Below are 19,613 nucleotides of genomic sequence, written 5' to 3'. Positions count from 1 at the left end.
CGCGCTGCGGCTCGAGGCTCGAAAGTCGTGTCAGGCGCTGGCGTTGCGCGCCCGGTTGCGAGCGGCGCGGCGCTTCATGGCGCGGCGCTCGTCCTCGCTGAGACCGCCCCAGACGCCGGAGTCCTGACCGGACTCGAGCGCCCACTGCAGGCACTGCTCCATGACGGGGCAGCGGCGGCAGACGGCCTTGGCTTCCTCGATCTGCAGCAGCGCAGGACCGGTGTTGCCGATGGGGAAGAAGAGCTCCGGGTCTTCCTCGCGGCAAACGGCGTTGTGACGCCAGTCCATGGCTGCTCCATCTCCTTGTATTGCGGGCAGGTTGCTTGTGAATGTGAACGCTTTCACGAATCCCCCCGTGAGGGAAGGGCTGACCCCCAGAATGACGACTGGGGGGTCCGAAGATTCGTGGTGGGGTTCTGGCGGTCTGTGTGGGTGCCGGGTTGTGCGGGCTGTCCCGATCGCCATGTAGAGATTCGCAAACCTCGGACGGGGATACAACCCCTTCCGGAAAGTTTTTTTGGATTCGTCGGTGTCGACTAGGTCACAGCCCTAGTTCCTGGGGGTGTACCGGCGTGTAAACGTTCGAGTGAAAGGACTTTGGGCTCTTCTACTCACACAATCACACGCAGTGCACGGCGAACGCCTGTGAACCGAACGCTGGTCCGCAGTCCCAGGTGATCGCCGTCCATCTGGAAGGGGAGTGAAACCTTCGAATGCAAGGTGAAGTCGGTCAGATCGTGCAGAGTCACCGCGTGCTTGCCCTGCGGACCGCGCTCAGGAGTCGAGGTCAGGAGCTGTGTGGCGTACTTGGCGACCGCCGGAGTTGACAAACGATCCAGGGCCAATACGTCAAGTGCGGTATCGAACGACGCGTCCGGGGACGCGTACAGCGGACGATTGCCCAGATACGTCCAGGGCGAGGTGTTGCAGACTATCGACAGCACCAGGTCCGTCACGGGCTCCACGCCGGGCCGCTCCAGGGTGACCGTCCCGTGCCGGCGATTGGGTTCGTCGAGGAATTGGCGCACCAGCTGTCGCACATAGAGGGCGTGCGTCGAACGCTTGCCGCGCTCGCGCTGCTGCTCGACCCGACCCACCACCCCCGCGTCGAAACCGAAGCCCGCGCAGAAGGTGAACCAGCGCGCCGGGACCGACTCGTCCTCCGTGCCGGGGACGCCGGCCGCGAGACCGAGGCCCACCGTGCGCTCGCGCCGCTCCCGCAAGGCGTCCAACAGGGCGCCGGTCGCCTCGACGGCGTCGTTGGGCAGTCCGAGCGCGCGGGCGAACACGTTCGTCGAACCGCCGGGGACCACCGCCAGCCTCGGCAGCCGGTCCGGATCGGGGCCGTCGTGCAGCAGGCCGTTGACCACCTCGTTGACCGTGCCGTCGCCGCCGAGGGCGACGACGAGGTCCAGGCCGTCCCGGGCCGCCTTGCGTCCCAGGTCGCGGGCGTGTCCCCGGTACTCGGTGGTGACCGCCTCCAGCTTCATCTCGCTGGCCAGCGCGTGGGTCAGGACGTCGCGCGTACGTGCACTGGTGGTCGTCGCTGCTGGGTTGGCCACGAGAAGTGCACGCATGAGCGCCAGCCTACCCACCCGCTCCCGGGCGCCCGGTACTGCCCGTCCCCGACCGGTCACCGTCCGGCCACCGGCCGCTTCCCGGCCGCCGCCCGCCCCGCCGCCCCGGTACCGTCCGCTCCGGCGCGGGCGGGGCGCGGCTACCCTGCTGGAGTGAGTGAGAAGCCGACGCCGAACGCCCCCGCCACCGCCCCCGCCGACGCGACCGCCCCCGGCGGCGCCGCCGCGCTGCCTGGCCGGCTGACCGTCGCTGCCGTACTGTGCGCGCTCCAGGGCCTGGCCCTGGTCGGCCTCGGCGGCTACCTGCTGTTCGACGGGATCACCGGACACGTCGACTCCGTGCGGCAGGCCGAGACCGGGGGCCTGACCCTGCTCGCCATCGCCGTGCTCCCGCTGATCGCGGCGCGCGGGCTGCGCCTGGGGCGGCGGTGGAGCCGGGGCCCGGCGCTGATCACGCAGCTGACGGCGCTGCCGGTGGCGTGGACGCTGTGGACCGCCGGCGGGGCGCTGACCGCCGCCGCGGTGGCCCTGGCGGCGGCCGCGCTGGCGGTCGTGGCCCTGCTGGTGAACCCGACGGCGACCCAGGCCCTGGGCATCGGTCCCGCCGCCTGACCGCGCGGCCCGTCGACACGGGCCGCGCCGCCTACTCCTCCACGAGGAGCTTCTCGCGCAGCTGGGCCAGGGTGCGGGCCAGCAGGCGGGAGACGTGCATCTGGGAGATGCCGACCTCCTGCGCGATCTGTGACTGCGTCATGTTGCCGAAGAACCGGAGCAGCAGAATCCGCTTCTCTCGCGGTGGCAGCCCCTCCAGCAGCGGCTTGAGGGACTCGCGGTACTCGACCCCCTCCAGCGCCTCGTCCTCCGAGCCCAGCGTGTCCGCGACCGCCGGGGACTCGTCGTCCGTGTCCGGGACGTCCAGGGAGAGCGTGCTGTAGGCATTGGCCGATTCCAGACCCTCCAGCACCTCCTCCTCGGAGATCCCGAGCCGTTCGGCCAGCTCGTGGACCGTGGGGGAGCGGCCGTGCTGCTGGGACAGTTCCGCGGTGGCCGTGGTCAGCGAGAGCCGCAGCTCCTGGAGGCGCCGGGGTACTCGTACCGCCCAGCCCTTGTCGCGGAAGTGCCGCTTGATCTCGCCGACGACCGTGGGCGTGGCGTACGTCGAGAACTCCACGCCCCGGTCCGGGTCGAACCGGTCCACCGACTTGATCAGGCCGATGGTGGCGACCTGCGTCAGGTCGTCGAGCGGCTCGCCCCGGTTGCGGAACCGCCGGGCCAGGTGCTCGACCAGCGGCAGGTGCATCCGGACCAGACGGTTGCGCAGCTCCGCCCGCTCCGGCGAACCGTCGGGCAGCTCCCGCAGTTCGAAGAACAGCGCCCGCGCGCCACTGCGGTCGCGCGGGTCCGGCAGCGCCGGAGCCGCCTGGGCCACGGCCGCGGGTGGCTGTGAGGGTTGTGGTTCGTCGTGCCGGTTCTCGCTCATAGGGCCCGCCCGTCGCTCCGCCGAGTCCAAAAAGCCGTTGTCCGCATCCGCGTCAGCCGGGTGCGGCCGGGCGTGCTGCTGCTCCGGGATGCCGCCGTCGACCTCATGCCGTACCCGGGGCCGATCCCCGCCCCGCACCGGGATCTCCCCGCCGCTCACGCCGGGCCTGGCCCCGCGCCGCGTTGTTTGTACAGGCTGATGCACACGGTGCGGTCCTCCTCGACCGTCGCCTCGACCTTGCCGGCCAGCGCCGACAGGACCGTCCACGCGAACGTGTCGCGCTCGGGTGCGCGGCCGTCCGTGGTCGGTGCCGAGACGGTGACCTCCAGCGAATCGTCGATCAGCCGGAACACGCAGCTCAGGACGGAGCCGGGCACGGCCTGCTGGAGCAGGATCGCGCACGCCTCGTCCACCGCGATGCGGAGGTCCTCGATCTCGTCGAGGGTGAAGTCCAACCGTGCCGCGAGACCGGCTGTCGCCGTACGCAGCACCGACAGGTAGGCACCCGCAGCCGGCAGCCGGACTTCTACGAAGTCCTGGGTCGCGGGCTCGCCTGCGATCTGGGACACCCTCACCTCCAAGGTGGTACGAGCTCTGTTCGCCGGTGACGCTATCGCGATCCGGGCGATCGTGTCGCGGCACCCCTCGTGGCGCCCGCTGGGAGCGCCCGGGTCACCCGCCGTTCCTGCGGCCGGTGACCGATGGTAAGCCCATCGGTACGCACAGTGGCTAGGGGTCTGCGGGCCCAATTCGGGGGAACCGGCGGAGGGTTGACCTACCCCGCCTCAGACGATCGAACCGTCGACAAAACACCACCTCCACGTCTCGCCCGGTTCGAAGCTGCGCATCACCGGATGGCCGGTCTCGTGGTGGTGCGCCGTGGCGTGGCGGTAGGGCGAGGAATCGCAGCACGCCACGTATCCGCACCCCAGACACATCCGCAGTTGCACCGGATGACTGCCGAGCGCCAGACATTCCGGGCAGGTCGGGGCAAGCGGGATGGGCTCGGGGCGCGGCAGTTCGGCAACGTGGGTGCACTCGCTCATGATGGCCAGCGTACTGACGTGCGGGCGCACCGGACGGTTGATACCGAGGAGGATGGATCTTCGATGGAGGTATTGCAGCTGGTGGCCCTGGTGGCGGGCAGCGCGGTGGTCGCCGGGATGGCCCGCCGTACCCCGGTTCCCGCGCCGCTGCTGCTCGTCGCCGTCGGTCTCATCGCCGCTTACATCCCGGGCGTGCCGTCGTACGCCCTCGACCCCCACATCGTGCTGCCCCTGCTGCTGCCGCCGCTGCTGTACACGGCCTCCATGGAGAGCTCGTACCTGGACCTGCGGGCCAACGTACGGCCGATCGCGCTGTTGTCCGTGGGATACGTGCTCTTCGCGACCGTGGCCGTGGGGTACGCGGCCTACCTCTTGGTGCCGGGCCTGTCGCTGCCCGTGGCGCTGGTGCTGGGCGCGGTGATCGCGCCGCCCGACGCGGTCGCGGCGACGGCGGTCGCCCGCAGACTCGGACTGCCGAACCGGATCACGACCATCCTCCAGGGCGAGTCGCTGGTCAACGACGCCACCGCGATCACCGCCTACAAGGTGGCGCTGGCCGCCGCCGTCGGCGTCGGCGCCGGCTGGGCGGGCGGGATCGCGGAGTTCCTGCTCGCGTCGGTGGGCGGCGTCGGGGTCGGGCTGGTGCTGATGGTGCCGATCCACCTGCTGCGCAAACGGCTGCGCGAACCACTGCTGCAGAACACCCTGTCGCTGCTGATCCCGTTCGTCGCGTACGCGGCGGCCGAACGGGTGCACGCCTCGGGCGTCCTGGCGGTCGTGGTGGTCGCCCTGTACCTCGGGCACCGCAACTGGCAGGTCGACTTCGCGACCCGGCTCCAGGAGACCGCGGTGTGGAAGGTGATCTCCTTCGTGCTGGAGTCGGTGGTCTTCGCGCTGATCGGCCTCCAACTGCCGGTGGTCCTGAAGGGGCTCGGGGAGTACGAGGGCCCGCAGGCGGCCTGGTACGCGCTGGCGGTGTTCCTGGCCGTGGTGGTGGCGCGCTTCGTGTGGGTGTTCCCGGCCACCTTCCTGCCCCGGGTGCTGTCCGAGCGGATCCGCCTGCGGGAACCCGAGACGAACTGGAAGGCGCCGGTCATCGTGGGATGGGCCGGGATGCGCGGGGTGGTCTCGTTGGCCATCGCCTTCTCCGTCCCCGTCGGCGTGCCGCACCGGAACCTGATCCTCTTCCTGACCTTCACGACGGTCATCGCGACGCTGGTGGTGCAGGGGCTGACGCTGCCGCCGCTGATCCGGCTGCTCCGACTGCCGCCGCGCGACCTCCAGGCGGAGACGCTGGCGGAGGCCCAGGCGCAGAGCGAGGCGTCGCGGGCGGCGGAGGACCGGCTGAACGAGCTGCTGGAGGAGCCGCGCAACGCCCTGCCGGGGCCGCTGGCGGACCGGCTGCGGACGGTGCTGGAGCGGCGGCGCAACGCGGTGTGGGAGCGGCTCGGCGAGACCAACCCCGTGACGGGGGAGTCCGCGGACGACATCTACCGGCGGCTGGCGGGCGAGATGATCGAGGCCGAGCGGGAGGTGTTCGTGACGCTGCGCGACCGGCGGCGGATCGACGACGAGATGCTCCGGGTGCTGCTGCGCCGGCTGGACCTGGAGGAGGCCGCGGCCTACCGGGAGGAGTCGGCCTGAGCGGGTCGCGGGCCCGAACGGTCCGCGCGGGTCGGACGGGGTGGGCCTGAGCGGGTCGTGGGGCGCGGGGGCCGGGCGGGGTCGGAGCGGTCCGGTGGGCGGTCCGCGGGGGCGGGGCGCCGGTCGGACCGCGCCGTCCGCCGTCCGCCGTCCCTCGTCCGGGCCGGAGCGGGCCGGAGCGGGCCGGGCCTACCGGGAGGGATCGGCGGGGGCGGGGCCCGGGCACGGGTCGGGGGCGCCGGTGATCACCGCGGCGAGGGTCGTGCCGCGGGGGAAGGTGCCCGCCGCCGTGAGTTCCGTCAGGGCCCAGAGCAGCTTGGCGACGTAGACCCGCTCGACCGGGACGCCGTGCCGCGCCTCGAACCCGGCGGCGAAGTCGTCCAGCTCGGCCGGGATTCGGGCGTAGCCGCCGTGGTGGAAGCCCTCGGCCAGCGTCCAGTCGCCCGCCGGGCCGTCGAACGCCGCCCGCTGGAGGGAACGTATCTCCGCCGCGAGGAAGCCGCCGGCCAGCACCGGGACGCCCACGGCCCGCTGACCCGGCCCGAGCCCCGCCGCCAGACCGGCCAGGGTGCCGCCGGTCCCGCAGGCGACGGCGACGACATCGGCCGCGCCGCGCAGCTCCTGGCCGAGTTCCGCGCAACCGGACAGGGCGAGGGCGTTGCTGCCGCCCTCCGGGATCACGTACGCGTCGGCCGCCCCGGCCGCGGCCAGCAGCCCGGCCCGCACCGCGGGTTCGGCCTTGCGGCGGTACTCCGAGCGGGAGACGAAGTGCAACCGCATCCCGTCGGCGGCGCAACGGGCCAGCGAGTCGTTCAACGGCCGCCCGGCCAGCTCGTCCCCGCGCACCACCCCGACGGTCGCCATCCCGAGCAACCGCCCGGCCGCGGCGGTGGCCCGCAGGTGGTTCGAGTACGCCCCGCCGAAGGTCACCAGCCCGGGATACCCGCCCGCCACGGCGACCCGCAGATTCGGCGCGAGCTTGCGCCACTTGTTCCCGGGCAGCTCGGGATGCACGAGATCGTCCCGCTTGAGCACCAACCGCACCCCGTGCCGCTCGAACCGGTCGTCACGCACCTCCCGCACCGGCGACGGCGGTCGCGCCCGCAGCAGCACGTCAAGGTTCGCGGAACGGTTCACGCCTCCATTGTGAGCCGCCCGTCCATCGCCGCCGCACGTCGGCCCCCCCGGCCCTCCCTGGCGGGCGCGAGCGGCGCGGGTGTCCGCGGGACACTCCGGGTCGTCCCGCGTGGGGGCGGCTATTTCAGGCGGCCGGCGACCCGGTCGCGGAACCAGTCCATCGTGAACCCCTTCGGGTCGATCTTCCCGGGCTGCCATTCGAGGTGGCCGAGCACCGAGCGCTCGTGCCAGCCGTGCACCCGGCACACCGCGGCCGCCGCCTTGACCATCGCGTCCAACTGCACCTGCGGCCAGGGGTCGTCACCGTCGCCGAGGTTCTCGCACTCGAAGCCGTAGAAGTATCGGTTGCCGTCGGTGTCGGCCTCGTCGACGGGCGGGAGTCGCCTCTCCGCGATCACCGCCGCCAGGACGTCGGAGTCGCCCGCGCCCGCGTGGTTGGCCCGGCCGTAGCCGACCAGGTGGACCCGGCCGTCCTTGGTGATCACGCCGTGGCAGAGGGGGCCCGGCAGGTCCTCGTCGCCGTCGCGGCAGAGCGAGACGGTGTAGGCGGTGCCGTGCGTCACGGTGTGGTGGATCATCACCCCGTGCACCGGACCCCAGGGCCCCTTGTGGTTGCGGTTGTGGGTGCGCCAGGCGCCGACCTCCACCACGGTCAGGCCTTCCTGTCGCAGTGCCTGGATGAACCGGTCCGCGGACATGGGTGCGGACATGGCCGCCTCCTCTGCGATTCGGGGCGGTCACCTTACGTGCCCGTCTCGTCACGTACCGGTGTAATGGAGGGAACCCTTCCGGGCTAGTGCGTTCGTACGGCGAGCGAGCGGAATCAGCCAACCGGGCCGTGTGCGCGCGGCTTTCGCGGACGGCCCATGAGGGTGCCCAGGTCACGTACGGAGTAGTCCCACCCTTTTGTGTAATGGTCTCATTACATTCCGTGCTGAAAGCTGGACCCGCAGATCCATGGAGTGATCGAAAGGGAAACACATGTCGGTCCAGGCGGGTTCCGAGTCCGAAGCGCAAGGCCAGACCCCCCAGCGGAGTCTGGGCACCTCGGCCGCGCGGAACTTGGCAACCACGACCAAGTCCGCGCCGCAGATGCAGGAGATCAGCTCGCGGTGGCTGCTGAAGACGCTCCCATGGGTGTCGGTGCAGGGTGGCACGTACCGCGTCAACCGACGACTGAGCTACTCCGTCGGCAACGGCATCGTGGAATTCATCAAGACCGGCACCCAGGTGCAGGTGATCCCGGCCGAACTCGGTGAGCTCCCGCTGCTGCGCGACTACGAGGACCTCGACGTACTCGCCGAACTCGCCGCCCGCTGCCAGCAGGTCGACTTCCAGCCCGGCCAGGAGCTGACCTCCTTCGGCAGCGCCTCCGACAAGGTGTTCCTTCTCGCCCACGGCCGCATCGAACAGGTCGGCCCCGGCCCCTACGGCGAGGACGCGGTGCTGCGCACCGTCGCCGACGGCGCCTTCTTCGGCGAGGACGCCCTCGTCGACGAGGAGTCGATCTGGGAGTACACCGCCCGCGCGGTCACCTCCGGCACCGCCCTCGTCCTCTCCCGGCAGGACTTCCAGCTCCTCGCCGACCGGGTCGACTCCCTGCGCGCCCACGTGGACCGACAGCGCGCGCTGCCGCCCCAGCGCACCAACAAGCACGGCGAGGCCGAGATCGCGCTCTCCGCCGGCCACGAGGGCGAAGCGGTACTGCCCGGCACCTTCGTGGACTACGAGGCACGCCCGCGCGAGTACGAACTCTCCATCGCACAAACGGTTCTTCGCGTCCACACGCGCGTCGCCGACCTCTACAACCAGCCGATGAACCAGACCGAGCAGCAGTTGCGGCTCACGGTCGAGGCGCTGCGCGAGCGCCAAGAGCACGAGATGGTCAACAACCCCGACTTCGGCCTGCTCCACAACGCCGACTACGACCAGCGCATCCAGCCGCACGACGGCGCGCCCAGTCCCGACGACATGGACCAGCTCCTCAGCATGCGGCGCGGCTCGAAGCTCTTCCTCGCCCACCCCAAGGCCATCGCCGCCTTCGGGCGCGAGTGCAACAAGCGCGGCCTCTACCCCGAGTCGATCGACGTCGGCGGCAACCGCGTGCCGTCCTGGCGGGGCGTACCGATCTTCCCGTGCAACAAGATCCCGATCAGTGACGCCCGGACGACCTCGATCCTGTGCATGCGCACCGGCGAGGACGAGTCCGGCGTGATCGGCCTCCACCAGCCGGGCATCCCGGACGAGATCGAGCCGAGCATGTCGGTGCGCTTCATGGGCATCAGCGAGCAGGCGATCATCTCCTACCTCGTGACCGCCTACTTCTCCGCCGCGGTCCTGGTGCCGGACGCACTCGGCATCCTGGAGAACGTCGAGATCGGCCGCTGGCGCTGAGCCGGCCGGCTCGGGGCACGGCGGGGCACACGATGGCGACGACCGAGGCGGTCGGCACGGGCGAGGGGCAGGAAGCGGCGGCCCTGCTCGAACGGACGAGGGAGGCGGTCAACCCGCGACTGCGGCGGACCGTCGAGGGCCTGCCGGGTTCCATGCGCCGCGTGGCGATGTACCACTTCGGCTGGGAGGGCGCGGACGGCACCCCGGCGGCGGGCAACGCGGGCAAGGCCATCCGCCCCGCCCTGGTCCTCGCGGCGGCGCGGGCCCTGCGCGGCCCGGGCGGTGCGGAGAAGGAGGATCGCGGGAAGGAGGGGCGCGGGAAGGAGGAGGACGCCGTACGGGCGGCGGTCGCCGTGGAGCTGGCGCACAACTTCACGCTCCTGCACGACGACGTCATCGACAAGGACGTAAGGCGGCGCGGGCGGGCCACGGCCTGGACCGTCTTCGGCATACCGGACGCGGTCATCACGGGCGACGCCATGATGGCGCTCGCGTTGCAGCAGCTCACGGAGGACCCGCATCCGGCCTCGGCCTCGGCCGCCACCCGGCTGGCGAACTGTGTCATCGAGCTGTGTGCCGGGCAGCAGGCGGACTGCGCCTTCGAACAGCGACCGGACGTCTCCCTCGACGAGTGCCTGCGGATGGCCACCGCGAAGACCGGGGCCCTGCTGGGATGCGCCTGCGCGCTGGGCTCCCTGTACGCGGGGGCCGGGCCGGACGAGGCCGACGCGATGGACGCCTTCGGCCGGGAGGCGGGGCTGGCGTTCCAGCTGATCGACGACCTGATCGGCATCTGGGGGGACCCCGCGCACACCGGGAAACCCGCCGGTGCCGACCTGATCGCCCGCAAGAAGTCCCTCCCGGTCGTGGCCGCCCTCACCTCGGGCACCGCCGCCGGTGCGGAGCTCGCCGAGCTCTACGCCGGGCCCATGACCGGGGACGACGTGCGCCGGGCGGCCGACGCGGTGGACCGGGCCGGCGGCCGGGACTGGGCGCAGGCCCACGCGGCGGACCGGATGGGCCGGGCGGTGCAGCAGTTGTCGCGCGCCGTACCGGACCTCGGGGCGGCGGGCGGGCTGCTGGCGCTGGCGGAGTTCGTCACGCGCCGCACCCGGTGAGCCCGTAGGACCCGCGGGGGACAGGCCGGTTCCGGCACCGCATGGTGCCGGAACCGGCCTGTCCGGGTACGGAGCCCAACTCTAGGATCACTCAGGGTTGTTGAAACCTGAGCGAGGATGGGTTCCGTGGTGCTGGAGATACGTAGGGCGGATCAGTCGGACCGGGACGCGGTGGCCCGGCTGCTGGACGAGGCGTTCCGCGACGACCCGGTGAGCAGCTGGGTCTTCCCCGACCCGGCGCACCGGGCGGCGGTGCACGGGAAGTTCCTCGGCGTGTTCGTCGACGTGGCGCTCGCGGAGGGCCGGATCGACTACGCGGCCGACGGCTCGGCGGCGGCGCTGTGGTTGCGGGTACCGGCCGGGGAGCCGGAGGGGGAGGACGAGGTCCCGGCGAAGATGCGCGCGGTGGCCGACCCGGACAACGAGCGCTGCGAGCTGGTCGGCCGGCTGACGGGCGAGGTGCACCCCACGGCCGAGGAGCACGAGTACCTGCTGATGATCGCGGTGGCACCCGGGCGGCAGGGGGAGGGCCTCGGTACGGAGCTGATCCGGCCGGTGCTGGAGCGCTGCGACCGCGCGGGCGTACCGGCCTACCTGGAGGCGAGCAGCGAACGCAGCAAGGCGCTGTACGAGCGGCTCGGGTGGGAGTTCACGGGCACCGCGGTGCGGCTGCCGGACGGGCCGCCGATGTGGCCGATGTGGCGCAAGCCCCGGTCCTGAGGGCTCCCGCCCCGCCGGATGCGCCGGACCGGCCTACCGTGGAGGTATGGCCGGTGATGAGCGACAGGGCGCGGGAGCGGCGGACGCCCCGCCGGCCGGGCACGAGCAGGAGCCGTGCCCGGTCTGCGGACGACCCGTCGAGCGGGTGATCGTCGGGCGGCGCAAGTCCCTCGGGATCTTCGTACCGGAGTGGGGTCCGGGGCCGTGCAGCGCCCCGGACTGCCCCAGGAGGTATGCCTCCCACCGGGGCGCCGGCTAGACCCGCCCGGCGGAAGGCCCGGGGCCGGGCGGCCGGAGCAGCCGGGCCCCGCTTCGGGAGCCCGGTGCCGGATCGGCCCGGTGGGTCGGCTCCCGGTCAGCTCTTGGTGCCGAGGCCCGAGGCGGCCGGCCCCGAGGCGGCGAGGCCGTTCGCCCAGAGCTGGTTCACACGGGAGCGCTCGGTGCCGTTCGGGTAGGGGTTGGTGCACGAGGTGCCCGGCCCACCGCCCGACATCAGCTCGCTGCACGGGCCCGAGTAGTGGTCGGGCAGGCCCAGTACGTGGCCGGTCTCGTGCGCGGTGACCCGGGTGGAGTCGTACTGCTGGTTCTGCGCGTAGTCCAGGAAGATGTAGCCGCGGCCGTGGCCGTCGGTGCTCGCGTACGAACCCCGTGAGTCGTTGCCCTCGTAGTACGAGAAGTTCCCGCCCGAGGACACCTCCTGGAGCTTCACGTTGGACACCGAGCCGTTCCAGATCTGCGTGGAACGGGCTATCACGGTACGGAAGCTGGGCGCGTTGCGGGTGTTGTAGGTGACGGTGACGGACTGGAGGCCCGGGTGCGCGGCGCGCTGCTCCGCCACCGAGCGCTGGACGGCTTCGAAGAAGGCCCGGTTGGCGGCCTGGTTCTCCTGCGAGCGCTCGTAGGCGGTGTAGCTCGCGGTGTTGCCGGACGGGGCCGGGGCGGCGGAGGCCGTGGGGGCGACGCCCGCCAGGGCGGCGGCCAGGACGAGACCGATGGTGGCGGCCGGAACGGCCGTACGGGAGTGGCGCATGTGGGGGAGCTCCTACTCATCCGGTGTGGGGGGTGGATGGTTCGAACCGGAGTCTGCGGGAGCGCGGGTGCCGGGCGGATGATGTCAGCCACCGATAACACCGGGCTATCGGTGGGTTTTCGGTAGGTCGACTTCCGGGAAATTGGCGGGATTCGGGGGGATACCTGTGGCTGGTGCGGCCGCCAGGGACCGCCCTACCCTCTGGTCATGGAGCTTGAGGTGAGGCACCTGCGCGCCCTGTGCGCCATCGCCGACGCCGGCAGCCTGCACAAGGCCGCGCGGCAGCTCGGCGTGAGCCAGCCCTCCCTCACGACGCAGCTCCGCCGGATCGAACGGGCCCTGGAGGGAGAGCTGTTCCTCCGCGAACGGACCGGCTGTCGGCCCACGCCGTTCGGTCGCACCGTACTGGGTCGGGCGCGTCCGCTGCTGGCCGAGATGGCCGCCCTGGTCGCCGACGCCCGCGCGGTGGCCCGCGGGCCCCGGCTGCGGATCGGCTCCACGGCCAGCCGGGCCCTGCCGGGCTGGTTGCGCCGACTGCACCGGCGCTCGCCCGAGACGGAGACCTCGCTGGTGGTCGACGTGTCGGCCAACGCCCTGCTGCGCATGGTGGAGGCGGGGCGACTGGACGTGGCGTTCGTGCACGAGGTCGAGGGGTGTCCGCTGCGGGTGCCGCCGGGGCTGGAAGTGCGCGTGCTGATGGAGCGTGAGCCGCAGTTCGTGTCGATGTCCCGGGACCATCCGGCCGCGCGCCGGCCGGTGGTGGAGTTACGGGAACTGGCCGCCGACCGCTGGACGGTGGACCCGTCGGTGGACGGCGAGTGGGACGGCCTGCGGCGGGTCTTCGCCGGCGCCGGGGTGGACCCGCCCGTGCTGCACGCCGATTACCACACCGCGACCTCCCTGATCGTCTCCGGCGAGGCCGTCGCCCCCTGCCAGCCGACCTCCGGCCCCCGCGACGACATGGCGATCCGGCCGCTCTCGGGCGACCCGCTCGCCGTACGACTGCTGCTGGCGAGCCGGCCGGGCGCACCCGCCGAGGTGTACGAGGATCTCCGCGCCGCCTATCGCGAAGCCGCCCTGCGCACCCCGCCCTACCGGGCCTGGCTCCATCACCACGCGAGCCCTTTGCTGGCGGCGTAGACCGAGATCCTTCCTCGCCGGGCCCGTCCGGCGCCTCCTGCGGCCCACGCGGGCCCCCGCTGCGGCGTGTCGACCGCTTGACTTCGCCGAACCGCGATATATCGTGTTCTCAGAAGACGCGATATGTTGCGAGCGTTGCGCTTGCGCGTTGAGCGTCGAGCCCGTTCGTGCGCCCGAGGAGGATCAGAATCATGGCAGAGCAGACGACGTGGTCCGTAGCCGAACCGCAGAAGCTCACCTTCGAGCAGCCGGTGACGGAACTCCGCGTCCGCGTCGTCGGCGGCACCGTGAACGTCGTCGCCGCCGACGAGGGCCCGGCCCGACTCGAAGTGGCCGAGGTCACCGGGCCGCCCCTGCACGTCGTACAGGAGGGCGGAACCCTCACCCTCTCCTATGAGGACCTCCCCTGGAACGGTTCCCAGGGCTTCAAGAAGTGGTTCGAGGGCAAGCCCTGGAAGGCGTGGTCCGGCGGCTCCGCCGACGGCCGCAAGGCCTGGGAGCGCAGCGTCACCGTCACCCTCACCGTGCCCGCCGCCACCGCCGTCCAACTGGCCACCGTCAGCGCGGCGGCCTTCGTCTCCGGCATCAGCGGCGCCACCGACGTCAATGGCGTCAGCGGCGACACGACCCTGGTCGGGCTCTCCGGCAAGGTGAAGGCCAACACCGTGTCCGGCAGCGTCGAGGCCCAGTCGGTGAACGGCGAGTTCGCCTTCCACTCCGTCTCCGGCGGCCTGACCGTCGTCGACGGCGCGGGCGGCAGCGTACGGGCCGACTCGGTCAGCGGCGACATGCTCATCGACCTCGTGCTCGACCCGGCCGACTCCCGGCCCGTCGACATCTCCCTGAACTCCGTCTCCGGACAGGTCGCGATCCGCCTCCCGCACCCGGCCGACGCCCGCGTGGAGGCCAACACCGCCACCGGCGGCGTCTCCAACGCCTTCGAGGACCTGCGGGTCACCGGGCAGTGGGCCGCCAAGCGGATCACCGGAACGCTCGGCGCCGGCACCGGGACGCTGCGCGCCACCACGGTCTCCGGCGCCATCGCCCTGCTGCGCCGGCCGGCGGCCGACAGCCCCGACGGCGCCCCCGTCACCCCGCTCGCGCTCGACAAGAAGGTGCTCTGACATGCCGCCCGTCTTCGCCCACGGACGCCTCCGCCTCTACCTCCTCAAGCTGCTGGACGAGGCCCCGCGCCACGGGTACGAGGTGATCCGCCTGCTGGAGGAGCGGTTCCAGGGGCTGTACGCGCCCTCCGCGGGCACGGTGTACCCGCGGCTGGCCAAGCTGGAGGCGGAGGGACTCGTCACCCACGCCACCGAAGGCGGGCGCAAGGTGTACTCCATCACCGACACGGGCCGCGCCGAACTGGCCGACCGGGGCGGTGAACTCGCCGACTTGGAGCTGGAGATCCGCGACTCGGTCTCCGAACTGGCCGCCGAGATCCGCGACGACGTCCGGGGCGCCGCCGGGGACCTGCGGCGCGAGATGCGGGCGGCGGCCGCCTCGGCGTCGGCCACCCACGTCGACGACGAGGGTTGGAAGGCGGCGAAGGAGGAGCTGCGCAAGGCGAAGGCGGAGTGGAAGGAGCAGGCGCGGCGGGCGAAGGACGAGAGCCGCCGGGCGCGCGAGGAGGCGCAGCAGGCCCGGCGCCAGGCGAAGGAGGCCCAGGAGCGGGCGCGCGAGGAGGTGCAGCGCATCGCGAGCCAGTTGCAGGAGCAGTTCGCCAAGTCCGGCGGTGTGCTGGGGAGCCTGGCCGGGGCGTGGCTGGGCGGCGCCGGGGGCCATGGCGCCGCGGGTGCGGACGGCGGTGCCGGTGCCGGTGCCGGTGCGGGGACGCACGCGGGTGCGGCGGCCGGGGCGGGGTGGGCCGAGGACCTGGCGCCGACGGCCGACCCGGTGCGGGACCTGGACCGGTTGCTGGACCGCTTCCGCGACGACGTCCGGGACGCGGCCCGGGACCACGGGGTGTCGCCGGCGCAACTGGCCGAGGCCCGAGCCCATTTGGCCGCGGCGGCGGCCCGGGTGACGACGGCGCTCCGCCCGGACCGGCCGTAGCCCCGCCGCCGCGGACCCCTCGCTCCGCTCGGAGCCGGAGCCGGAGCCGGAGCCGGAGCCGGAGCCGGGGCTCGGCCCCGCCGAGGTCGTCAGACCGTGAGGACGATCTTGCCGAAGAGGTCGCCCGAGGCGAGTTTGGCGAAGCCTTCCCGGGCGCGGTCCAGGGGGAGGACCTCGTCGATGACGGGGCGGACGCCGGTGGTCGCGCAGAACGCCAGGAGGTCCTCCAACTCGTCCTTCGAGCCCATCGTGGAGCCGACCACCTTCAGCTCCAGGAAGAAGATCCGGGTCAGTTCGGCGTGCGCCGGCCGGTCGCCGCTCGTCGCGCCCGAGATGACCAGGGTGCCGCCGGGGCGCAGGGACTTCACCGAGTGCGACCACGTGGCCGCGCCCACCGTCTCGATGACGGCGTCCACCCGCTGCGGGAGCCGCGCGCCCGGCTCGTACGCCTCCACCGCGCCCAGCTCGACCGCGCGCTTGCGCTTGGCCTCGTCCCGGCTCGTGGCGAAGACCCGCAGGCCGGCCGCCTTGCCGAGGACGATCGCGGCGGTGGCGACGCCGCCGCCCGCGCCCTGGACGAGCACGGAGTCCCCCGGTCGCACCCCCGCGTTGGTGAACAGCATCCGGTAGGCCGTCAGCCAGGCCGTCGGCAGGCAGGCGGCCTCCTCGAAGGACAGCTCGGCGGGCTTGCGCAGCACATTCCAGGCGGGGACGGTCACCTGCTCGGCGAAGGTTCCCTGATAGCGCTCGGTCAGGATCGACCGGGGCTCGTCCGGGCCGACCCCGTGGCCGCTCTGGCCGATCACGGAGTGCAGGACGACCTCGTTGCCGTCCTGGTCGGTCCCGGCGGCGTCACAGCCGAGGATCATCGGGAGCTTGTCCTCGCCGAGACCCACCCCGCGCAGCGACCACAGGTCGTGGTGGTTGAGGGAGGCGGCCTTGACGTTGACGGTCACCCAGCCGGGGCGGGCCCCGGGAGCCGGGCGCTCGCCCAGTTCAAGGCCGTTCAGCGGCTGGTCGCGGTCGATTCGGGCGGCATAGGCAGCGAACATGCCGCGACGCTACCGCCCGGTAGCGCGCGGGGCCACCCCTGTCGGGAGCCGGCGGGTGAGGTGTTCGTCGCAGTCCCCCGCAGCGGGTCACCGCCGGGTGCGGGAACCGGACAGGGGTCTTTCGACGTCTGTAACGGGCCATCCGTCGTGGCTGCGCGGAAGGATTAGTTCGCTCCTCAACTGCCACCCGTACCAGTCGGTTTGGCCGTCCCCGGCGGCAAAGCGGAATGTCGGGGGAGCCCTCGATCGGGGGTAACATTCTGGCCATGCGGCGCGCTCGCCATGAGCCTGTCATTTGCGCCGCGGTTTCTCTTCGTGTGGCCGGTGCGTCGCTTTCCCGCGCGCCCGGACCCCACGACAGGCGCGGCGACCCCTCCCGGTTCGGGGGCCAGGAGGGTGCGTCCGCGGCCCGCGTCCGTCGTACGTGGGGCAAACGGAAGGGCCCGGCCTGATGGATCCGGGGATCCATCAGGCCGGGCCCTTGCCCGTACGTCACACGTGGGACCGCGGTGGCGGTCAGGCCAGCCGGGCCACGCCGTCCGCCTTCGCGGCGGCGGCGACCGCGGTCGCGACGGCCTCGGCGACGCGCTCGTCGAACGGCGACGGGATCACGTAGTCGGCGGCGAGCTCTTCACCCACGACGCCCGCGATGGCGTCGGCGGCGGCGATCTTCATGCCTTCGGTGATCCGGGTCGCACGCACCTTGAGGGCGCCCGCGAAGATGCCGGGGAAGGCCAGCACGTTGTTGATCTGGTTCGGGAAGTCCGACCGGCCGGTGGCGACGACCGCCGCGTACTTGTGCGCGACGTCGGGGTGGACCTCCGGGTTCGGGTTGGCCATGGCGAACACGAAGCAGTCCTTCGCCATGGTCGCCACCGCCTCCTCGGGAACCGTGCCGCCGGAGACGCCGATGAAGACGTCCGCGCCGACCAGGGCCGCTTCCAGCGGGCCGGACTGACCGGTCTTGTTGGTCAGGCCCGCGATCTCGGCCTTGACGTCCGTCAGGTCCGAGCGGTCCGCCGAGACGACGCCCTTGCGGTCGGTCACGCACACGTCGCCGATGCCCGCGTCCACCAGGATCTTGGCGATGGCGATGCCCGCCGCGCCGGCGCCCGAGATCACGGCGCGCAGGTCGCCGAGGGTGCGGCCGGTGAGCTTCGCCGCGTTGCGCAGGGCGGCCAGCGTCACGATGGCCGTGCCGTGCTGGTCGTCGTGGAAGATCGGGATGTCCAGGGCTTCCTGGAGTCGGCGCTCGATCTCGAAGCAACGGGGGGCGGAGATGTCCTCCAGGTTCACCCCGCCGAAGGACGGCGCGAGACGGATGACCGTCTCGATGATCTCGTCCGTGTCTTTGGTGGCGAGCGCGATCGGGACCGCGTCCACTCCACCGAACTGCTTGAACAGAATGGCCTTGCCCTCCATCACCGGGAGGGAAGCCTCGGGACCGATGTCCCCGAGGCCGAGCACGGCCGTGCCGTCGGTGACGACGGCGACCACGTTGGACTTCCACGTGTACTCGTTGACGAGTTCCGGATTCTCCGCGATGGCGCTGCAGACCTTCGCCACGCCGGGCGTGTACGCGAGGGACAGGTCGTCCTTGTCGCGGACCGGCACGGTGGCCTGCACGGCCATCTTGCCGCCCCGGTGCAGTGCGAACACCGCGTCGGGGTTGTTGTCCGTCACGCTGTCGCTGCGAGGATTGACGATCTCCGCTGCCACTTGTTTGACCCCTTAAGTCTTAAATCGTTGAGGGTGGCCACTCCTGGTTAAGGGGTGGGCGGGCACCGCGTCCGTCTCCGCATCGACGGGTTCGGCCCGCCTCCGCGAAGGGGAGGTTTCGTACGCGCGGGCGCGCCGCACACGCGCCCTGAGCCCCGGATGAGGGGTGTAAGGATCTGTTCTACCTGAAAAACGGGCGCCCGGACGAGTCGATTGCCTCACGTTCGCAGGTCTCTTGCCCCGGTTTCGGCGAAAAGTCCGGACGTTGCTGTCCGATAGACGAGACCGACAGTAAAAACTGCGGCCAAAAGACCTGGCGGCAGTGCATAGTGCGGCCGCCTGGCCCCCTCGCCGCAGTCCTGTTGGGAACCCCGGGTGGCCCGTTATCCGATTTTGACCTGACGGCCACCCTGAATGTCGTGGTCCGAATGGCAAGATGCCGTAATCACACAGGTCGCTGCACTCGATGGTGCGTGCCCGACCGTTCTCGGATGCTTCTTTCCCCACTGCCGGAGGAACCAGCTCATGACCGCAAGCACCACCCGTCGTACGACCGCCGCACGGTCCCGGATCGCCGCGGTCGGCGCGATCGCGGTCGCCGGAGCCATGATCCTCACCGGCTGTGGCGACCAGACCAAGAACAACTCCGGGGACACCGCCTCGTCGGGCACCAAGTCCAGCAGCGCCCCGCTCTTCTCGGCCCTGCCGAAGAAGGTCCAGGACGCCGGTGTCATCAAGATCGGCACCGACTCGGCGTACGCCCCGATGGAATTCGTCGAGAACGGCAAGATCGTCGGTGTCGACCCCGACATCGCGGACGCCCTCGCCAAGCAGCTCGGGGTGAAGGTCCAGTTCACCGCGGGCACCTTCGACGGCCTGATCACCTCGATCTACACCGGCCGCGAGGACGCGATCATGTCCTCCATCACGGACAACAAGCAGCGCCAGGAGGGTCTGGACGACAAGGGCCAGAAGATCGGAAAGGGCATCGACTTCGTCGACTACTTCTCCTCCGGCCTCTCGCTCCTGGTCAAGAAGGGCAACCCCGAGGGCATCAAGAGCCTCGACGACCTCTGCGGCAAGACCGTCGCCGTCCAGCGCGGGACGACCTACGAGGACGAGTTCAAGAAGCAGGCCGACAAGTGCGGTGACAAGAAGCTCACCATCCAGGCATTCGACACCGACGCCGAGGCGCAGACCCGCGTCAAGGCCGGCGGCGCCGTGGCCGACCTGAACGACTACCCGGTCGCCGCGTACACCGTGAAGACCTCCGGCGGCGGCAACGACTTCGAGATCGCCGGCCAGCAGACCGGCGTCGGCCTCTTCGGCATCGGCGTCAGCAAGGACAACACGCAGCTGCGCGACGCCCTCAAGCAGGCACTGGACGCCGCCATCAAGGACGGCTCCTACGCCAAGGCGCTGGAGAAGTGGAACGTGCAGGACAGTGCAGTCAAGTCCGCGACGGTCAACGCCGGTCAGTAAGTCCCGCGCTCCACGCTCC

The 19,613-nt window shown here is 71.7% G+C and carries 20 protein-coding genes; 10 read left to right on the top strand and 10 right to left on the bottom strand.

Going from position 1 to position 19,613, the window contains the following annotated elements; translation table 11 throughout:
• Positions 1 to 30 precede the first annotated feature (30 nt).
• Together ACFVXJ_RS19810 and ACFVXJ_RS19805 are read right to left on the bottom strand one after the other, a co-directional pair.
• Entirely contained in the window at positions 31 to 288 is a 258-nt protein-coding gene (locus ACFVXJ_RS19810) for a WhiB family transcriptional regulator (protein ID WP_003953983.1), read from the bottom strand.
• A 323-nt stretch (positions 289 to 611) separates the two neighbouring features.
• Positions 612 to 1,577, bottom strand: a complete 966-nt coding sequence (locus ACFVXJ_RS19805; protein WP_389663215.1) for a diacylglycerol/lipid kinase family protein — start codon at positions 1,575 to 1,577, stop codon at positions 612 to 614.
• Positions 1,578 to 1,730: 153 nt separating this feature from the next.
• Between ACFVXJ_RS19805 and ACFVXJ_RS19800 the strand changes: the two genes are divergently transcribed.
• Positions 1,731 to 2,189 (top strand): hypothetical protein, encoded by a 459-nt coding sequence (locus tag ACFVXJ_RS19800; protein WP_389663213.1) that lies wholly within the window; start codon positions 1,731 to 1,733, stop codon positions 2,187 to 2,189.
• A gap of 31 nt (positions 2,190 to 2,220) precedes the next feature.
• Here the strand turns inward: ACFVXJ_RS19800 and ACFVXJ_RS19795 are convergent, their stop codons facing one another.
• From ACFVXJ_RS19795 to ACFVXJ_RS19785, 3 genes are all read right to left on the bottom strand, one after another.
• Positions 2,221 to 3,201: an RNA polymerase sigma factor SigF gene (locus ACFVXJ_RS19795; protein ID WP_389663265.1), complete on the bottom strand. Its 981-nt coding sequence runs from the start codon at positions 3,199 to 3,201 to the stop codon at positions 2,221 to 2,223.
• 11 nt (positions 3,202 to 3,212) lie between these two features.
• A complete protein-coding gene (locus ACFVXJ_RS19790) occupies positions 3,213 to 3,626 on the bottom strand; it encodes an anti-sigma regulatory factor (RefSeq protein WP_136215044.1) in 414 nt (137 codons plus the stop codon).
• A 216-nt stretch (positions 3,627 to 3,842) separates the two neighbouring features.
• Positions 3,843 to 4,103 (bottom strand): UBP-type zinc finger domain-containing protein, encoded by a 261-nt coding sequence (locus ACFVXJ_RS19785; RefSeq protein ID WP_389663211.1) that lies wholly within the window; start codon positions 4,101 to 4,103, stop codon positions 3,843 to 3,845.
• 63 nt (positions 4,104 to 4,166) lie between these two features.
• Between ACFVXJ_RS19785 and ACFVXJ_RS19780 the strand changes: the two genes are divergently transcribed.
• Positions 4,167 to 5,747 (top strand): Na+/H+ antiporter, encoded by a 1,581-nt coding sequence (locus ACFVXJ_RS19780; RefSeq protein WP_389663210.1) that lies wholly within the window; start codon positions 4,167 to 4,169, stop codon positions 5,745 to 5,747.
• 189 nt (positions 5,748 to 5,936) lie between these two features.
• Here ACFVXJ_RS19780 and ACFVXJ_RS19775 read toward each other — a convergent pair whose 3' ends face one another.
• Positions 5,937 to 6,884 (bottom strand): 1-aminocyclopropane-1-carboxylate deaminase/D-cysteine desulfhydrase, encoded by a 948-nt coding sequence (locus tag ACFVXJ_RS19775; RefSeq protein ID WP_389663208.1) that lies wholly within the window; start codon positions 6,882 to 6,884, stop codon positions 5,937 to 5,939.
• Between the two features lie 119 nt (positions 6,885 to 7,003).
• Positions 7,004 to 7,594: an N-acetylmuramoyl-L-alanine amidase gene (locus tag ACFVXJ_RS19770; protein WP_389663206.1), complete on the bottom strand. Its 591-nt coding sequence runs from the start codon at positions 7,592 to 7,594 to the stop codon at positions 7,004 to 7,006.
• Positions 7,595 to 7,865: 271 nt separating this feature from the next.
• On the opposite strand from ACFVXJ_RS19770, the gene ACFVXJ_RS19765 reads away from it, so the two are divergent.
• The 4 genes from ACFVXJ_RS19765 to ACFVXJ_RS19750 all read left to right on the top strand — a co-directional run bounded on the left by ACFVXJ_RS19765 (position 7,866) and on the right by ACFVXJ_RS19750 (position 11,375).
• Positions 7,866 to 9,278, top strand: a complete 1,413-nt coding sequence (locus tag ACFVXJ_RS19765; RefSeq protein ID WP_389663204.1) for a family 2B encapsulin nanocompartment shell protein — start codon at positions 7,866 to 7,868, stop codon at positions 9,276 to 9,278.
• A gap of 32 nt (positions 9,279 to 9,310) precedes the next feature.
• Positions 9,311 to 10,396, top strand: coding sequence for a family 2 encapsulin nanocompartment cargo protein polyprenyl transferase (locus tag ACFVXJ_RS19760; RefSeq protein ID WP_389663202.1), 1,086 nt, complete (start codon positions 9,311 to 9,313; stop codon positions 10,394 to 10,396).
• Between the two features lie 117 nt (positions 10,397 to 10,513).
• Entirely contained in the window at positions 10,514 to 11,116 is a 603-nt protein-coding gene (locus ACFVXJ_RS19755) for a GNAT family N-acetyltransferase (RefSeq protein ID WP_389663201.1), read from the top strand.
• Between the two features lie 46 nt (positions 11,117 to 11,162).
• A complete protein-coding gene (locus ACFVXJ_RS19750; protein ID WP_389663199.1) occupies positions 11,163 to 11,375 on the top strand; it encodes a hypothetical protein in 213 nt (70 codons plus the stop codon).
• A 96-nt stretch (positions 11,376 to 11,471) separates the two neighbouring features.
• Here the strand turns inward: ACFVXJ_RS19750 and snpA are convergent, their stop codons facing one another.
• A complete protein-coding gene (gene snpA, locus ACFVXJ_RS19745; RefSeq protein ID WP_389663197.1) occupies positions 11,472 to 12,146 on the bottom strand; it encodes a snapalysin in 675 nt (224 codons plus the stop codon).
• Positions 12,147 to 12,353: 207 nt separating this feature from the next.
• On the opposite strand from snpA, the gene ACFVXJ_RS19740 reads away from it, so the two are divergent.
• The 3 genes from ACFVXJ_RS19740 to ACFVXJ_RS19730 all read left to right on the top strand — a co-directional run bounded on the left by ACFVXJ_RS19740 (position 12,354) and on the right by ACFVXJ_RS19730 (position 15,341).
• Positions 12,354 to 13,286, top strand: coding sequence for a LysR family transcriptional regulator (locus ACFVXJ_RS19740; RefSeq protein WP_389663195.1), 933 nt, complete (start codon positions 12,354 to 12,356; stop codon positions 13,284 to 13,286).
• Between the two features lie 191 nt (positions 13,287 to 13,477).
• Positions 13,478 to 14,410, top strand: coding sequence for a DUF4097 domain-containing protein (locus ACFVXJ_RS19735; protein ID WP_389663193.1), 933 nt, complete (start codon positions 13,478 to 13,480; stop codon positions 14,408 to 14,410).
• Between the two features lies 1 nt (position 14,411).
• Entirely contained in the window at positions 14,412 to 15,341 is a 930-nt protein-coding gene (locus ACFVXJ_RS19730) for a helix-turn-helix transcriptional regulator (protein WP_389663191.1), read from the top strand.
• Between the two features lie 89 nt (positions 15,342 to 15,430).
• Here ACFVXJ_RS19730 and ACFVXJ_RS19725 read toward each other — a convergent pair whose 3' ends face one another.
• Together ACFVXJ_RS19725 and ACFVXJ_RS19720 are read right to left on the bottom strand one after the other, a co-directional pair.
• On the bottom strand, positions 15,431 to 16,393 hold the full coding sequence (locus ACFVXJ_RS19725; protein WP_389663189.1) for a zinc-binding dehydrogenase: 963 nt from the start codon (positions 16,391 to 16,393) through the stop codon (positions 15,431 to 15,433).
• Positions 16,394 to 16,909: 516 nt separating this feature from the next.
• Entirely contained in the window at positions 16,910 to 18,112 is a 1,203-nt protein-coding gene (locus tag ACFVXJ_RS19720) for an NADP-dependent malic enzyme (protein ID WP_389663187.1), read from the bottom strand.
• Between the two features lie 525 nt (positions 18,113 to 18,637).
• On the opposite strand from ACFVXJ_RS19720, the gene ACFVXJ_RS19715 reads away from it, so the two are divergent.
• A complete protein-coding gene (locus ACFVXJ_RS19715; RefSeq protein ID WP_389663185.1) occupies positions 18,638 to 19,594 on the top strand; it encodes an ABC transporter substrate-binding protein in 957 nt (318 codons plus the stop codon).
• The last annotated feature ends 19 nt before the right edge of the window (positions 19,595 to 19,613 follow it).

The organism is Streptomyces sp. NPDC058279 (assembly GCF_042881255.1).
Classification (GTDB): domain Bacteria; phylum Actinomycetota; class Actinomycetes; order Streptomycetales; family Streptomycetaceae; genus Streptomyces.
This window is presented reverse-complemented; position numbering and strand designations above follow the sequence as displayed.

Coding starts and splice junctions, on each gene's coding strand:
- ACFVXJ_RS19715 (WP_389663185.1), top strand. CDS start 18,638: ATGACCGCAAGCACCACCCGTCGTACGACCGCCGCACGGTCCCGGATC.
- ACFVXJ_RS19770 (WP_389663206.1), bottom strand. CDS start 7,594: ATGTCCGCACCCATGTCCGCGGACCGGTTCATCCAGGCACTGCGACAG.
- ACFVXJ_RS19740 (WP_389663195.1), top strand. CDS start 12,354: ATGGAGCTTGAGGTGAGGCACCTGCGCGCCCTGTGCGCCATCGCCGAC.
- ACFVXJ_RS19760 (WP_389663202.1), top strand. CDS start 9,311: ATGGCGACGACCGAGGCGGTCGGCACGGGCGAGGGGCAGGAAGCGGCG.
- ACFVXJ_RS19755 (WP_389663201.1), top strand. CDS start 10,514: ATGGGTTCCGTGGTGCTGGAGATACGTAGGGCGGATCAGTCGGACCGG.
- ACFVXJ_RS19730 (WP_389663191.1), top strand. CDS start 14,412: ATGCCGCCCGTCTTCGCCCACGGACGCCTCCGCCTCTACCTCCTCAAG.
- ACFVXJ_RS19780 (WP_389663210.1), top strand. CDS start 4,167: ATGGAGGTATTGCAGCTGGTGGCCCTGGTGGCGGGCAGCGCGGTGGTC.
- ACFVXJ_RS19735 (WP_389663193.1), top strand. CDS start 13,478: ATGGCAGAGCAGACGACGTGGTCCGTAGCCGAACCGCAGAAGCTCACC.
- ACFVXJ_RS19765 (WP_389663204.1), top strand. CDS start 7,866: ATGTCGGTCCAGGCGGGTTCCGAGTCCGAAGCGCAAGGCCAGACCCCC.
- ACFVXJ_RS19750 (WP_389663199.1), top strand. CDS start 11,163: ATGGCCGGTGATGAGCGACAGGGCGCGGGAGCGGCGGACGCCCCGCCG.
- ACFVXJ_RS19725 (WP_389663189.1), bottom strand. CDS start 16,393: ATGTTCGCTGCCTATGCCGCCCGAATCGACCGCGACCAGCCGCTGAAC.
- ACFVXJ_RS19785 (WP_389663211.1), bottom strand. CDS start 4,103: ATGAGCGAGTGCACCCACGTTGCCGAACTGCCGCGCCCCGAGCCCATC.
- ACFVXJ_RS19810 (WP_003953983.1), bottom strand. CDS start 288: ATGGACTGGCGTCACAACGCCGTTTGCCGCGAGGAAGACCCGGAGCTC.
- snpA (WP_389663197.1), bottom strand. CDS start 12,146: ATGCGCCACTCCCGTACGGCCGTTCCGGCCGCCACCATCGGTCTCGTC.
- ACFVXJ_RS19805 (WP_389663215.1), bottom strand. CDS start 1,577: ATGCGTGCACTTCTCGTGGCCAACCCAGCAGCGACGACCACCAGTGCA.